This is a genomic window from Streptomyces sp. NPDC012769 (genome assembly GCF_042901205.1).
Classification (GTDB): Bacteria; Actinomycetota; Actinomycetes; order Streptomycetales; family Streptomycetaceae; genus Streptomyces.
On the sequence record NZ_JBIBCP010000006.1, the window covers coordinates 421077 to 434895 of the forward strand.

At 72.9% G+C, this 13819-nt stretch carries 10 protein-coding genes; 8 read left to right on the forward strand and 2 right to left on the reverse strand.

What is annotated here, in order from left to right:
- Nucleotides 1–96 precede the first annotated feature (96 nt).
- Nucleotides 97–1746 carry a succinic semialdehyde dehydrogenase gene (locus ACFY7C_RS30580; RefSeq protein WP_389656553.1) on the forward strand — a complete coding sequence of 550 codons (1650 nt, stop codon included), beginning with the start codon at nucleotides 97–99 and terminating at the stop codon, nucleotides 1744–1746.
- Nucleotides 1747–1786: 40 nt separating this feature from the next.
- On the forward strand, nucleotides 1787–3625 hold the full coding sequence (locus ACFY7C_RS30585) for a GMC oxidoreductase (RefSeq protein WP_389656556.1): 1839 nt from the start codon (nucleotides 1787–1789) through the stop codon (nucleotides 3623–3625).
- Between the two features lie 744 nt (nucleotides 3626–4369).
- On the opposite strand, the gene ACFY7C_RS30590 is transcribed toward ACFY7C_RS30585, so the two are convergent.
- The gene (locus tag ACFY7C_RS30590) at nucleotides 4370–4669 is read right to left on the reverse strand and encodes a chorismate mutase (RefSeq protein WP_389656559.1); all 300 of its coding nucleotides are present in this window, start codon (nucleotides 4667–4669) and stop codon (nucleotides 4370–4372) included.
- A 354-nt stretch (nucleotides 4670–5023) separates the two neighbouring features.
- Here ACFY7C_RS30590 and guaA point away from each other — a divergent pair, with 354 nt between their 5' ends.
- From guaA to ACFY7C_RS30610, 4 genes are all read left to right on the forward strand, one after another.
- Nucleotides 5024–6625, forward strand: a complete 1602-nt coding sequence (gene guaA, locus ACFY7C_RS30595) for a glutamine-hydrolyzing GMP synthase (RefSeq protein ID WP_389656563.1) — start codon at nucleotides 5024–5026, stop codon at nucleotides 6623–6625.
- Between the two features lie 229 nt (nucleotides 6626–6854).
- Nucleotides 6855–7655 carry a class II aldolase/adducin family protein gene (locus ACFY7C_RS30600; protein ID WP_389656567.1) on the forward strand — a complete coding sequence of 267 codons (801 nt, stop codon included), beginning with the start codon at nucleotides 6855–6857 and terminating at the stop codon, nucleotides 7653–7655.
- 173 nt (nucleotides 7656–7828) lie between these two features.
- On the forward strand, nucleotides 7829–9115 hold the full coding sequence (locus ACFY7C_RS30605) for a hypothetical protein (RefSeq protein WP_389656570.1): 1287 nt from the start codon (nucleotides 7829–7831) through the stop codon (nucleotides 9113–9115).
- A 430-nt stretch (nucleotides 9116–9545) separates the two neighbouring features.
- Nucleotides 9546–9995 carry a DoxX family protein gene (locus ACFY7C_RS30610; protein WP_389656950.1) on the forward strand — a complete coding sequence of 150 codons (450 nt, stop codon included), beginning with the start codon at nucleotides 9546–9548 and terminating at the stop codon, nucleotides 9993–9995.
- Nucleotides 9996–10151: 156 nt separating this feature from the next.
- Here ACFY7C_RS30610 and ACFY7C_RS30615 read toward each other — a convergent pair whose 3' ends face one another.
- Nucleotides 10152–11678 (reverse strand): PspC domain-containing protein, encoded by a 1527-nt coding sequence (locus tag ACFY7C_RS30615; RefSeq protein ID WP_389656573.1) that lies wholly within the window; start codon nucleotides 11676–11678, stop codon nucleotides 10152–10154.
- Nucleotides 11679–11834: 156 nt separating this feature from the next.
- Here ACFY7C_RS30615 and ACFY7C_RS30620 point away from each other — a divergent pair, with 156 nt between their 5' ends.
- Both ACFY7C_RS30620 and ACFY7C_RS30625 read left to right on the forward strand, forming a co-directional pair.
- Complete coding sequence (locus ACFY7C_RS30620) at nucleotides 11835–13103, forward strand: PspC domain-containing protein (RefSeq protein WP_389656576.1); 1269 nt, start codon at nucleotides 11835–11837, stop codon at nucleotides 13101–13103.
- A complete protein-coding gene (locus tag ACFY7C_RS30625) occupies nucleotides 13100–13810 on the forward strand; it encodes a LuxR C-terminal-related transcriptional regulator (protein WP_389656579.1) in 711 nt (236 codons plus the stop codon). Before ACFY7C_RS30620 ends, ACFY7C_RS30625 begins: the two co-directional genes overlap by 4 nt.
- Nucleotides 13811–13819 lie beyond the last annotated feature (9 nt).

The window sequence follows — 13819 nt, forward strand, 5'->3', positions numbered from 1 at the left end:
TATGTGCCAGTGATCGCTGGCGCGATTGTGTTCCCCGGGTGAAAACGCGTTACTGACGGGTACCCAAAGGCGGGATTGCGGCCTACCCTCGCCCTCATGACGGACTCGCGGGCACTCCCCACCACGGACCGGGCCGCCGCCGCGGCCACCACCGGCACCCTCGGCACCAACCCCGTCGCGCCCGCGCCCGCAGGGGCGCGCACGGCCGCCGACGTGGTCACGCCCGATCTGGTCGCCCGGCTCACCCGCGGGGTCGTGGGCTCCGGCCGTACCGCCAACCACACCCCCTTCACCGGGGACAAGCTGGCGGACCTGCCCGAGTCCACCCCCGAGGACGTCGCCGCCGCCTTCGCCCGCGCCCGTGCCGCCCAGGGCGTCTGGGCCGCGACCCCCGTCAGGGCCCGCGCGGCCGTACTGCTGCGCTTCCACGACCTGGTCCTCCAGCGCCAGGGCGAGGTCCTCGACCTCATCCAGCTGGAGACCGGCAAGGCCCGCCTGCACGCCCACGAGGAGGTGCAGGCGGTCGCCGTCGCCGCCCGCCACTACGGCCGCAAGGCGCCCTCGTATCTGCGCCCCAAGCGCCACACGGGTGTCGTCCCGACCCTCACCAAGGTCACCGAGCTGCGCCAGCCGCGCGGGGTCGTCGGACAGATCGCGCCCTGGAACTACCCGCTGGAGCTGTCGGTCGGCGACGCCCTGCCCGCCTTCGTCTCCGGCAACGCGGTCGTGATGAAGCCGGACACCGAGACCGCCCTCACCGCCCTGTGGGCCCGCGACCTGCTGATCGAGGCCGGTCTGCCCGCCGAGGTCTTCCAGGTCGTCCTCGGCGAGGGCCCGGTCGTCGGCCCCGAGGTCGTCCGCCACGCCGACTACGTCTCCTTCACCGGCTCCACCCGCACCGGCCGCGAGGTCGCCCAGGGCGCCGCCGCCCGCCTCGTCGGCGTCACGCTCGAACTCGGCGGCAAGAACGCCATGCTGGTGCTCGAAGACGCCGACATCGAGAAGGCCGCCGCCGGCGCCGTCCGCGCCTGCTTCTCCTCCGCCGGCCAGCTGTGCATCTCCATCGAGCGGCTGTACGTCCACGAGTCGGTCGCCGACGAGTTCATCGCCCGCTTCGCCGCCCGCACCAAGGCCATGCGCCTGGGCAACTCCCTCGCCTACGGCGCCGACATGGGCTCCCTCGTCGGCGAGCGGCAGCTGGAGACCGTCACCCGACACGTCGAGGAGGCCGTCGCCAAGGGCGCCAGGCTGATCGCCGGCGGCGTCGCCCGCCCCGACATCGGCCCGCTCTTCTACGAGCCGACCATCCTCGAAGGCGTCGAGGCCCCGATGGCCGTCTGCACCGAGGAGACCTTCGGCCCGGTCGTCTCCCTCTACCGCTTCGAGGACGAGGACGAGGTCGTCGAGCTGACCAACGCCACCCCCTACGGCCTCAACGCCTCCGTCTGGACCACCGACTCCCGCCGCGGCCACGCCATCGCCGCCCGGCTGCGCACCGGCACCGTCAACATCAACGAGGGCTACGCGCCCGCGTACGGCAGCGTCCAGGCCCCGATGGGCGGCATGAAGGACTCCGGCCTCGGCCGGCGCCACGGCTCCGAGGGCATCCTCAAGTTCACCGAGGCCCAGACCGTCGCCCAGCAGCGGCTGATCCCGCTCGCCCCCTCCTTCGGGATGGACGACGAGAAGTACGCCGCCTTCATGAGCACGTCCCTGAAGGTGATGAAGGCCCTGCGCCTGCGCTGACAGCTCCACCCCTTCACACCGGTTTCGTTCGAGGAGAGCCATGACCGCGGTACCCCCTGCCCGGAATCAGGACGACGACGACCTGGACTCGGCGTACGACTACGACGTCATCGTCGTCGGCTCCGGCTTCGGCGGCTCGGTCACGGCCCTGCGCCTGACCGAGAAGGGCTACCGGGTCGGCGTCCTGGAGGCCGGGCGGCGCTTCACCCGCGCCACCCTGCCCAAGAACTCCTGGGACCTGAAGAACTTCCTGTGGGCCCCCGCCCTCGGCCTCTACGGCCTCCAGCGCATCCACCTGCTCGGCAACGTCATGGTCCTCGCGGGCGCCGGGGTCGGCGGCGGCTCGCTCAACTACGCCAACACCCTCTACGAGCCGCTCGACCCGTTCTTCCAGGACCCGCAGTGGAAGGACATCACCGACTGGCGCGAGGAGCTCGCCCCCTACTACGACCAGGCAAAGCGGATGCTGGGCGTGCGGCTCAACCCGACGATGACCCCCTCCGACGTGCATCTGAAGGCCACCGCCCAGGCGATGGGCATCGGCGACACCTTCCACATGGCGCCGGTCGGCGTCTTCTTCGGTGACGGCAAGGACGCCGTCGGCGGGGAAGGGGCGGGCGCGTCCAGGGTGAAGCCGGGCGGTGAGGTCGCCGACCCGTACTTCGGGGGCGCGGGCCCGGCCCGCAGGGCCTGCACCGAGTGCGGCGAGTGCATGACCGGCTGCAGGCACGGCGCCAAGAACACCCTCAACGAGAACTACCTCTACCTCGCCGAGAAGGCCGGCGCGGTCGTCCACCCCATGACCTCCGTCGTCGCCGTCACCGAGGACTCGCGCGGCGGCTACGCGGTCAGGACCCTCCCGACCGACAACCGCAGGAAGGGCGCGGGCCGGACCTTCACCGCCCCCCGGGTGGTGATCGCGGCCGGTACGTACGGCACGCAGACCCTGCTGCACCGGATGAAGGACACCGGTCTGCTGCCCCGGATCTCCTCCCGGCTCGGCGAGCTGACCCGTACCAACTCGGAGGCACTGGTCGGCTCGCAGACCACCGACCGCCGCTACCGCAGGAAGCACGGCAAGGACCGGGTCGACTTCACCCGGGGCGTCGCGATCACCTCGTCGATCCACCCCGACGCCAACACCCACATCGAGCCGGTGCGCTACGGCAAGGGCTCCAACTCGATGGGCGGTCTGACCGTCCTCCAGGTGCCCTACGGCGCCCACCGGGTCCGCAAGTGGCTCCTGGAGATGGTCAAGCACCCCGCGCTCGCCCTGCGCTCGCTGTCCAACCGCCGGTGGTCGGAGCGGACCATCATCGGCCTGGTCATGCAGTCCCTGGACAACTCCCTCACCACCTACCGCAAGCCCGACGGCCTCGGGAAGGGCCTGCTCACCGCCCGCCAGGGCCACGGCGCCCCCAACCCGACCCAGATCGAGGCCGCGACCCGCGCCGCCTCGCTGATGGCCGAGGAGATCAACGGCTTCGCCGGGTCCAACATCGGCGAACTCATGGGCACCCCGCTCACCGCCCACTTCCTGGGCGGCTGTCCGATCGGCGCGGACGCCGAGTCGGGCGTCATCGACCCGTACCACCGTCTCTACGGCCACCCGGGGATCTCCGTCGTGGACGGCGCCGCGGTCTCCGCCAATCTGGGCGTCAACCCGTCCCTGACGATCACGGCGCAGGCGGAGCGGGCGATGTCCTTCTGGCCCAACAAGGGCGAGGAGGACCCGCGCCCGCGCCAGAGCGAGGCCTATGTGCGGCTGGCACCGGTCGAGCCGAAGTCGCCCGCCGTCCCGGCCGAGGCCTTCGGTGCCCTGAGGCTGCCGTTCCTGGGGATTCCGGCCGTGCCGCCGAAGAAGCCGGAGCCGGCGTAGCGGATCCGTGGGGATCCCGGGGATGCCGGGGATTCCGGAAAAGGTCGTGGACAACGGAAAGGGCGCTGCACCCCCCTCCGAGTGCAGCGCCCCTCCAGTTTCTGGGTGGTGCTGCATAGATGACCGGTGACCTGGGGCATTGGTTGTAGCCCCGGCACGGAATCTTCGTGTGACGCGCGTCACGTATCGAGCGCGAGATTCGATGCGCACGGCACAGGGGCCCCGCGCCGCGATTCCGGTCGCGGGCGCGAGGCCCCTGGAAGGGCACCGGCGTCAGGGCTGCCGCGGTGCCGGGGGCGGCGGCGCCGGGGGGTGGGGCGCCGCGCGGGTGGGGTGGGGAGTGGGGGAGCAGGAGGGGTGTGGGGAGCGGGACGGTGGATCTCGGGTCGTTCGGCCGGTTGCGGTCGGTCCCGGGCGTCCCCGGGACCGACCGCCCTTTCTGGGTGACCGGGCTGCTGTCCCCTGCCGTCCGGTCACGCGCGCTGGGGCGAGGTCCCACGACGTACCGGAGGTACGTCACACGCCCCAGCGAAGCCACGCGTGGTCTTTTTCGGGCCCGCCCCTGGCTGGCACGGACATCACGACCAACGAAGCGGCGCCGGGCCCGGTCACGCGCCGTACGGGTGAGGGTGCGACCGAACTCGGGTGCGGGACAGCACTCACACGCGCCGGGGCCCGTGCGGGACGGTCAGTTACGGCCGGACCGTACGGGGCGGTCGGATGCGGCCGGTCCGTACTGGACGGTCAGATGCGGCCCCGGCACAGCTCCAGCATCGTCATCGCGAGCGCCGTGCCCGGCTTGCCCAGCGCGTCCCGGTAGTGGCCGAGCACCTCCATCTCGCGCGCCAGGTTCACCCGGCGGCCGCCGGAGGAGATGCGGGCCTCCTGGATGACGGCGGAGACGGCCATCCGCTCCTGGATCAGGCCGATGATCCGGTCGTCGAGCGCGTCGATGCGCTCGCGGGCGTCGCCGATGAGCGCGGCCGCCTCGTCGGTGCGGGCGCCGGTCTTCTCGGTGGGGGTGGTGGAGGTGGAGGTGGTCACGGTGGGGCTCCTCGTGTCGGGTCGGGAACCCCGGGGCGACAGCGCCCGGGACAAGCAGAACGCCCCGGGCCTTGTCGGCCCGGGGCGCCTGGGAAGTCGCTTGTCAGTTGCTCAAGCAGCACGACCGTGGCAGCCGGCGGGCCGGTTGCCATAGGTAAAGAGGAAGGTCGGGAGCTTGCGCATGGCGCACAGTATGGACCCCTCCGTCCGTCCGGGGGCAAGCCGGGCCCGGATGGTGAGACGAAGGCCACCCTGGTTCGGATGGTGAGACGAAAAGCGTCACCCGTCCGCCGGTAGAATCGACAAATAGCCCCCCTTCGGGGGACCCCCTCCTACCGCCGGAAGGCCGCCGTAGTGTCATCAGCGCCCCCCGCTGCCGCGCCCGACGTCACCAACCCGGACGTAGTCCTCGTTGTCGACTTCGGCGCCCAGTACGCCCAGCTCATCGCCCGCCGAGTCCGTGAGGCCCGGGTCTACAGCGAGATCGTCCCGTCCACCATGCCGGTGGCCGAGATGCTGGCCAAGAACCCGAAGGCGATCATCCTCTCCGGCGGCCCGTCCTCCGTGTACGCGGAGGGCGCCCCGCGCCTCGACCGCGAGATCTTCGAGGCCGGTGTCCCCGTCTTCGGCATGTGCTACGGCTTCCAGCTGATGGCGACCACCCTCGGTGGCACCGTCGACAACACCGGAGCCCGCGAGTACGGCCGTACCCCCCTCCATGTCAGCAAGGCCGGCTCCACCCTCTTCGAGGGCACCCCGGTCGAGCAGTCCGTGTGGATGTCGCACGGCGACGCCTGCTCCGCCGCCCCCGAGGGCTTCACCGTCACCGCGTCCACGGACGTCGTGCCGGTCGCCGCCTTCGAGAACGACGAGAAGAAGCTGTACGGCGTCCAGTACCACCCCGAGGTGCTGCACTCCACGCACGGCCAGCAGATCCTGGAGCACTTCCTCTACCGCGGCGCCGGCCTCCAGCCCACCTGGACCACCGGCAACGTCATCGAGGAGCAGGTCGCGGCCATCCGCGCCCAGGTCGGCACCAAGCGCGCCATCTGCGGTCTGTCCGGCGGCGTCGACTCCGCCGTGGCGGCCGCGCTCGTGCAGAAGGCCATCGGCTCGCAGCTGACCTGCGTCTACGTCGACCACGGCCTGATGCGCAAGGGCGAGACCGAGCAGGTCGAGAAGGACTTCGTGGCCGCCACCGGCGTCCAGCTGAAGGTCGTCGACGCCCAGGAGCGCTTCCTCACCGCCCTGGCCGGGGTCTCCGACCCGGAGACCAAGCGCAAGATCATCGGCCGTGAGTTCATCCGCGTCTTCGAGCAGGCGCAGGCCGAGATCGTCGCCGAAGGCGCCGCCGACGGCGAGGAGGTCGCCTTCCTCGTCCAGGGCACGCTCTACCCGGACATCGTCGAGTCCGGCGGCGGCACCGGCACCGCCAACATCAAGTCGCACCACAACGTGGGCGGCCTCCCCGAGGACCTGGAGTTCGAGCTCGTCGAGCCGCTGCGCCAGCTCTTCAAGGACGAGGTCCGCATGGTCGGCCAGGAGCTCGGCCTGCCCGAGGAGATCGTCCAGCGCCAGCCGTTCCCCGGCCCCGGCCTCGGCATCCGCATCGTCGGCGAGGTCACCAAGGAGCGCCTGGACCTGCTGCGCGAGGCCGACGCCATCGCCCGCGAGGAGCTGACCGACGCCGGTCTCGACCGCGAGATCTGGCAGTGCCCGGTCGTGCTGCTCGCCGACGTCCGCTCCGTCGGCGTCCAGGGCGACGGCCGCACCTACGGCCACCCGATCGTGCTGCGCCCGGTGTCCTCCGAGGACGCCATGACCGCCGACTGGTCGCGACTGCCGTACGAGGTGCTGGCCCGCATCTCGACCCGCATCACCAACGAGGTCGCCGACGTCAACCGCGTCGTCCTCGACGTGACCAGCAAGCCGCCGGGCACCATCGAGTGGGAGTGATCCCACCCGGCCCCGCCGTACGCGAGTGAAGCCGCCGCCCCGTCGTCTGTCCACGGGGCGGCGGCTTCGCCGTAGGGGGGTGGGGTGGGGCCAGGCAGCGGGGGCCGGGCGGCGGGGCGGTACGGGGTGCGGTGCGGGGTCCTTTGGTCCGTACGGGGGTGCGGGGCGGGGGCCCTTTGGTCCGTACGGGCTCTGGTGACTTGGGAAACCGGGCGTTACCTTCCCGCGCATGACCGAGATACCGGCGTCCCTCCCGGCCCCCGTCCCCGTCGAGCAGCTCCACTTCGCCATGCCGCCCGTCCACGCGACGGCCGCAGAGGAGCGCAGGCACCGCAGGCAGCGGCTCGCCGCCGCGCTGCGGATCTTCGGACGGTCCGGATACGAGGAAGGGGTGTCCGGGCACATCACCGCCCGCGACCCGGAGCATCCCGACTGCTTCTGGGTGAACCCCTTCGGCGCACCCTTCGCCGAGCTCACCGCGAGCGATCTGATCCTCGTCAACGGCGACGGCCAGGTCGTCCACGGCACCCATCACGTCAACCAGGCCGCCTTCACCGTGCACGCCGAGGTGCACCGCGCCCGGCCCGACGTCGTGGCCGTCGCCCACACCCACACCACGCACGGGCGGGCGCTCGCCGCGCTCGGCGAGATGATCGACCCGATCACCCAGGACGCCTGCGCCTTCTACCAGGACCACATCCTCTACGACGCCTACACCGGGGTCACCGTCGACCCCGAGGAGGGCCGGCGGATCGCGGTCGCCCTCGGCACCTCCAAGGGGATCGTGCTGCGCAACCACGGGCTGCTCACGGTCGGATCCTCCGTGGACGCGGCCGCCTGGTGGTTCATCGCCATGGAGCGCTGCGCCCAGGTGCAGCTGACCGCGCGGGCCGCGGGCAAGCCGGTGCTGATCGACCACCGCGACGCCGTCGCCACCCGCGAACAGCTCGGCAGCGACCTGGTGGCCTGGATCAACTATCAGCCCCTGTGGCGGCGGATCAGCCGCGAGGAGCCCGAACTCCTGTCGTAGAAGACCGTCCTGGTGGGGGACTTGGCTGTCCTTACGTCAATGTGATGACTCTTCAATCACTCCCGCGCGAGGTGTGCAATGCGCTCGGGCGGAGCGGTCGGTGCGGCACAATTCCCAGGAATCAACAGTGAGTTGACGAGGACGAGTCGACCGACCGGGAAGTGGGCGGCGCCGTGGCGGTGCAAGAGGCGAGACAGTGCGGGGCGCTCGGGTCGCTCGGGGCAGGCGGGGGCGTCGGTGCGGTCGGGGCGGGCTTCGCGGAGGACGGCGGCTGCCCGCACTGCGAAGGCTCCGGCCACCGGCGGGCCGTCGCCGCCTTCCTCGCCCTGCGCGACGAGCTCGCCGCCGGACACGGCGTGCCGGCCGCGCTCGCCCACTCTCCGGTCGCCTCACGGCAGTGGGTCTCCGACGAACTCGCTCAGTCCGCCCGCACCGTCGCCGCGCGCGGCCGCGAGGCCGGCGGCGCCCGGTTCGGCCGGATCCACCGCGGCACGCTCGCCGTCGTGTGGGGCGCCGTCCTCGCCCTGCTCCTCGGCCAGGCGCTCACGGCCCTCGGCACCGGCTGGACCGGCGCCCGCACGGCCGCCCTGGGGGCCGCCGTGCTGCTCGCCGCCGCCCTGACCGCCGCGGCGCTGCTCCACCGCCACCACGGCGGGGTCGTCGCCCCGCTCCTGGGCGAGGACAACCGGCTCTCCACCTCCCGCGCCGTCGCCGCCGCCTGGCTCCTCCTCTCCGTCTACGTGCTGCTCCTCCTCGCCCTGCGCCTGGCCACCGGCGCGCCCCATGTGGACCTGGGCCTGGGCCGGGGCGCCGGACTGCTCGCCGTGCTCGCCCTGGTCGGCTGGACCGTCGTCGCCGCCCGGCTCGTCGTGGCCCTGCGGGTCGCCGGCCGCCGCCTGCAGAAGGTCCGCGCCGACCGGCCCCGCCCCGCCGACCTGCTGTGCGACGACGACGGCCGCGCCTCCCTCACCGACGCCCAGTACGTCCTCGTCTCGGCAGCCGTCCTCGTGCTTACCGCGGTCCGCCTCGGCCGCGAGCCCGACCGGCTGCCCGACCTGCCCTGGGCGCTGGTGCTGCTCGTCGCCGTCTCCGTCACCGGCTACCTCTTCGGCAAGTGCGTCGAGGGCGGCCGTCCCAAGATCTTCTCCGTGGTCCGGGCCCGCGAGGCGGGCGACCTCGACGCCCCGATCCGCACCGGCGACGACATCGAGATCCGCGGCACCGGCTTCGTCCCGGCGGGAGCGAGCGCGCCCGACCCGCTCACCCGGCTCGTCGTCCGGATCGGCCCCGTCCACGCCCATGTGCCGCTCGTCCCGGTCCCCGGCGGCTTCGCCAACCCGACCGACACCGCCCTGACCGTCCCCCTCCCGGCCGACGTGGAACCGGGCCGGCTGGAGGTGTCCGTGGTGACGGCCGCCGGGGTCGAGACCAACCGGGTCCTGATCGACGTCCTCGACTGACCCGTGCCGGTGATCCGTCCCCGGGCCCGGGCCAGGGGATGTCCTGTCCCGGGGAATGCGAGGAGAATCGAACCTCGGGACCCCCGGACAGGGCTACGGGGCGCGCGTGGAGAGGCGGCCGGCGATGACGGGACGGACGGACGGAACGAGCGACCGCGGCCCCGGGGACCCCGGGTCCGGCAGCCAGGGCCCCGGTGATCACGGGACCGGCAGCCAGGGGCAGAGAGGCCATCGGTCCGGCGACTACGGGGCCCACAGCCACGGCCCCGACAGCCCCGGCCCCGGCGGCCAAGGCCCCAGCGGCCACGGGTCCGGCGGCTACGGCACCGGCTCCGGCGATCACCGCCCGGGCCCGGGCCCGGGAGCCGGCTCCCGAGGCGCCGGCACCGGGACCGGCTCCGACTCCGACAGCCCGGACGGGTGGAAGGCGATCGCCTCCCGCTACGCGCTGCTTCCGCTGAGGCTCTTCCTCGGCGTCACCTTCATCTACGCCGGGCTCGACAAGCTCACCGACCCCGCCTTCCTCGCCGAGACCGGCCCCGAGTCGATCGGCGAGGTCATGCGGGGCGTCCGTGACACCTCGGCCCTCCCCGCCCTCGTGGACCTGTCGCTCAAGAGCCCCGTCGGCTTCGGCTACGCCATCGCCCTCGGCGAGCTGGCCGTCGGCCTCGGCACCCTCTTCGGACTCTTCGCCCGGGTGGCCGCGCTCGGCGGGGCACTGATCTCGCTGAGTCTGTGGCTGACCGTCAGCTGGCAGGTGAACCCGTACTACCTCGGCAACGACCTCGCCTATCTCATGGCCTGGCTGCCGCTGCTGCTCGCCGGTGCCCCCATGCTGTCGCTGGACGCTCTCCTCGCCGACCGCCGGCGTATCCGATAGGCGGTCCAGGAGGCGACGGCCGCCAGACCGAGCGCCCCGCACAGCACCGGGATCACCACGTACCAGGCGACCGACCAGGCGTCCGCCGCGTCCCCCGCGTAGAGACCCGCGAGCGCCAGGGCGGCCGAGCCCAGGATCAGCCGACCGGGGCGGAACTCATGCACCAGCACGGACGACCTCCACCTGTCCGATACCGACCTCCAGGAAGAGGTCGAGCGTGCCGCCCGGGGTGACGCCCGGCGGCGGGGCGAGCGTACGGCTCTCGTCGAGGTCCGGCGCGATGTCGATGTCGCCCGGCGACGGCGTCGCGGCGGACGGCGTGGGCGGCACCACCGGCGGCACGGCACGCGGTCCCGAGGGCGCCGACCCGGCGGACGGAACGCCGGAAGGGGCGACGGGCGGGGCCACGGTCGGGGCGGCCGGCGGCGTCACGATCGGCGCGGCCGACGGGGCCGCCGGAGGGTTGTCCGGGGGCAGCCGCAGATCGCCGAGCCCCACCTGGGCCCGCAGCTTCACCGTCGCGTCGCGGGGCACGACCACCTTCAGCTTCCCCGCGCCGACCTCCACCCGGGTCACCACCGTCGTCCCCGCCGGCACGGCGAGAGCCGACAGGTCGAGCGTGCCGATCCCGCTGCCCAGCTCGTAGCGCGGTTGCACGGCCGAGATCGCGGCCGGGCGCCAGGTCTCGCGCGCCCAGGCCGTGGAGATCTCCTTGGGCAGCACCGACGCCACGGCGAGCAGACCCGCGGTCACGAGCATCAGGAAGACCGTGCCGAAACCGGTCCTGCCGAGGAAGCTGCTGACGACCAGACCGAGCCCGAACACCGCGAGCGCGGCGGCCAGACCGATCTGCAGGCTCGTCCCCAGCGGATGCCCCTCCCACGACAGGCCGGTGCCGAGCCCACCCGCGATCAGGGCCAGCAGGAACACCAGGCCGCCGATGGACGGCGGGCCCGGGCGCTGCACCCGGGTCGACGGGGTCGGGCGGCCCGCCGCGGCGGCGGGGTCCGGGCCCCACTGGCTGCCCGGCGTCGGCACCACGCCGTCGATCTTCCCGTCCTCGTCGAGAATCCCGTGTGGCCCCCACAGATAGCCGATGGCCACCTTCCCGGTCGAGCCGTCCTTGACTATGGGGTCACGCCACCACGACGGGAACTCCACCAGCGGCGGCGCCTTGGTCTCCGGCGGGGCCTCGGCGACCGCGAGCGCGGCGGCCGGGTCTATCCGGCCGCCCTCCTCGGCGGTCGCCACGACCGCCTGCCGCCGCTGCGACCAGACCGCCGCACCGCTCACTGCGAGCGACAGCATGAGCGCGAACGCCAGCGTCCCCCCGTTGTGCAGCATCGACAGGAAGATCCCGCAGCCCACGAGCGCCATCAGCACCGCCGTCAGCGAGGAGCCCGACACCCGGCCGGTCAGCAGCCTGCGGCCCTCGTTCTCCTCCTCGTCCGCGAGCGGTATCAGCAGCCACGCGAAGCCGTAGAAGATCAGCCCGACGCCGCCGGTCACCGCGAGCACGCCGAGCGCGATGCGGAAGATCACCGGGTCGAGGTCGAAGTGCCGGCCGAGACCGCCGCACACGCCGGCCACGACCTTCTGCCCGCGCGAGCGCCGCAGCGGCGAGGCGGGCGGGGCCTCCGCCGGCGGCGGGGCCTCGTGGTGCGAAGGCGTCGAACTCGTCATGCGTCCATGGTGACCGCCCGTGACCCTCCGCGGCACCGGGACCGACCCTGCCTTGACCCTGATCTTCCGAGGCCGCGGTACCCCGAGACGGTTCCAGGGTCGATATCCGGGCCGACCCTGATGTCCGAGGGCGGCCGAACGTGTGACGATCGGTGCATGTCCGCAGCCGCTCGTGTCACCGACATCGACGAACCGCCCGTGCGCAGGCTCTATCGCAGCGCCGACGGCCGGTGGCTCGGCGGTGTCGCGCGCGGCCTCGCCGGACACCTCGGCCTGCCCGTCATCTGGGTCCGCGCGTTCTTCGTCGCCCTCATGCTCGCGGACGGACTCGGCGCGCTGCTGTACGCGGTGTTCTGGATCGTCGTCCCGCTCGGTGTCGGCGGCCGCTCCGCTCCCCGGCCGGTGTTCGAGACCACCCCGGACGGTCGAAGACGCCTCCGCAAGCCCGACCGCGGCCAGGTCTTCGCCCTGATCGCGCTCGCGCTCGGGATCACCGCCTTCATCGGCAATCTCAACGTCGACAAGCAGGCCGGTCGCTACATCTGGCCGTCCCTGCTGATCGGCGTCGGCGTCGTCCTCGTCTGGCGGCAGGCGGACAACGCCCGCCGGGCCAGCTGGACCGATCCCGACCGGCGCCGGCGCGTCCTCCAACTGGTCCGCGGGCTCGTGGGCGTCGCCCTGGTCGGCACCGGCCTCGCCGTCTTCCTCGTGGTCCGTGGCTCGGTCACCCAGCTGGGCACGGCGCTGACCGCCGCCGTCGCGGTGCTCACCGGGATCGCCCTGCTCGCCGGGCCCTGGCTGGTCCGGATGTCCCAGGACCTGAGCGAGGAGCGCACGCTGCGCATCCGCGCCCAGGAGCGCGCCGAGGTCGCCGCCCACGTCCACGACTCCGTGCTGCACACGCTCACGCTGATCCAGCGCAACGCCGAGGACCCCGGCGAGGTCCGCCGGCTGGCCCGCGCCCAGGAGCGGGAGCTGCGCAACTGGCTGTATCGGCCGGAGGGCACCGGCAAGGAGGAGGACGAGGAGCCCACCACCCTCGCCGACGCGGTCAAGCGGGCCGCGGCGGAGGTCGAGGACAAGCACGGCGTCCCGCTGGAGGTCGTGGTCGTCGGCGACTGCCCGCTCGACGAGAAGCTGGGCGCGCAGATGCAGGCCGCGCGCGAGGCGATGGTCAACGCCGCCAAGTACGGTGGCGAGGGCGGGCCGGTCCAGGTCTTCGCGGAGGTGGAGGGCCGGACGGTCTTCGTCTCCGTCAAGGACCGCGGGCCCGGATTCGACCTGGACGCGGTGCCCGGGGACCGGATGGGCGTACGAGAATCGATCATCGGCCGGATGCAGCGCAACGGCGGATCGGCGCGGCTCAGATCCGTGCCGGGCGGGGGCACCGAAGTGGAGCTGGAGATGGAGAGGGCGGACGGATGAGCGACGAGACCGTGACCGGGAGCGGGGCGGCGGCGCAGGGCACGGAGCGCCGGGTGCGCGTGGTGCTCGTCGACGACCACCGCATGTTCCGCACGGGGGTGCAGGCCGAGATCGGCCGGACCGACGTGACCGGTGTCGAGGTGGTCGGCGAGGCGGCCGACGTGGAGCAGGCGGTCACGGTGATCACCGCGACCCGCCCCGAGGTCGTCCTGCTCGACGTCCACCTGCCCGGCGGCGGCGGTGTCGAGGTGCTGCGGCGTTGCGCGAGCCTGATGGCGGCGACCGAGCACCCGGTCCGCTTCCTGGCCCTGTCTGTCTCCGACGCGGCCGAGGACGTGATCGGGGTGATCCGCGGCGGCGCCCGCGGCTATGTCACCAAGACGATCACCGGCACCGATCTGGTCGACTCGATCTTCCGGGTCCAGGAGGGCGACGCCGTCTTCTCGCCCCGCCTGGCCGGGTTCGTCCTGGACGCCTTCGCCTCGACGGACGCACCGCCCGTCGACGAGGACCTGGACCGGCTCACCCAGCGGGAGCGGGAGGTGCTGCGCCTGATCGCCCGGGGTTACGCGTACAAGGAGATCGCCAAGCAGCTCTACATCTCGGTGAAGACGGTCGAGTCCCATGTCTCGGCGGTGCTGCGCAAGCTCCAGCTCTCCAACCGGCACGAGCTGACCCGCTGGGCGACCGCCCGCCGCCTGGTGTAGTCACCGCCT

Bases quoted from the DNA above. Each gene is read 5' to 3' on its own strand.
- ACFY7C_RS30615 (WP_389656573.1), bottom strand. From the start codon at position 11,678: ATGACGAGTTCGACGCCTTCGCACCACGAGGCCCCGCCGCCGGCGGAG.
- ACFY7C_RS30625 (WP_389656579.1), top strand. From the start codon at position 13,100: ATGAGCGACGAGACCGTGACCGGGAGCGGGGCGGCGGCGCAGGGCACG.
- ACFY7C_RS30620 (WP_389656576.1), top strand. From the start codon at position 11,835: ATGTCCGCAGCCGCTCGTGTCACCGACATCGACGAACCGCCCGTGCGC.
- ACFY7C_RS30580 (WP_389656553.1), top strand. From the start codon at position 97: ATGACGGACTCGCGGGCACTCCCCACCACGGACCGGGCCGCCGCCGCG.
- ACFY7C_RS30600 (WP_389656567.1), top strand. From the start codon at position 6,855: ATGACCGAGATACCGGCGTCCCTCCCGGCCCCCGTCCCCGTCGAGCAG.
- ACFY7C_RS30585 (WP_389656556.1), top strand. From the start codon at position 1,787: ATGACCGCGGTACCCCCTGCCCGGAATCAGGACGACGACGACCTGGAC.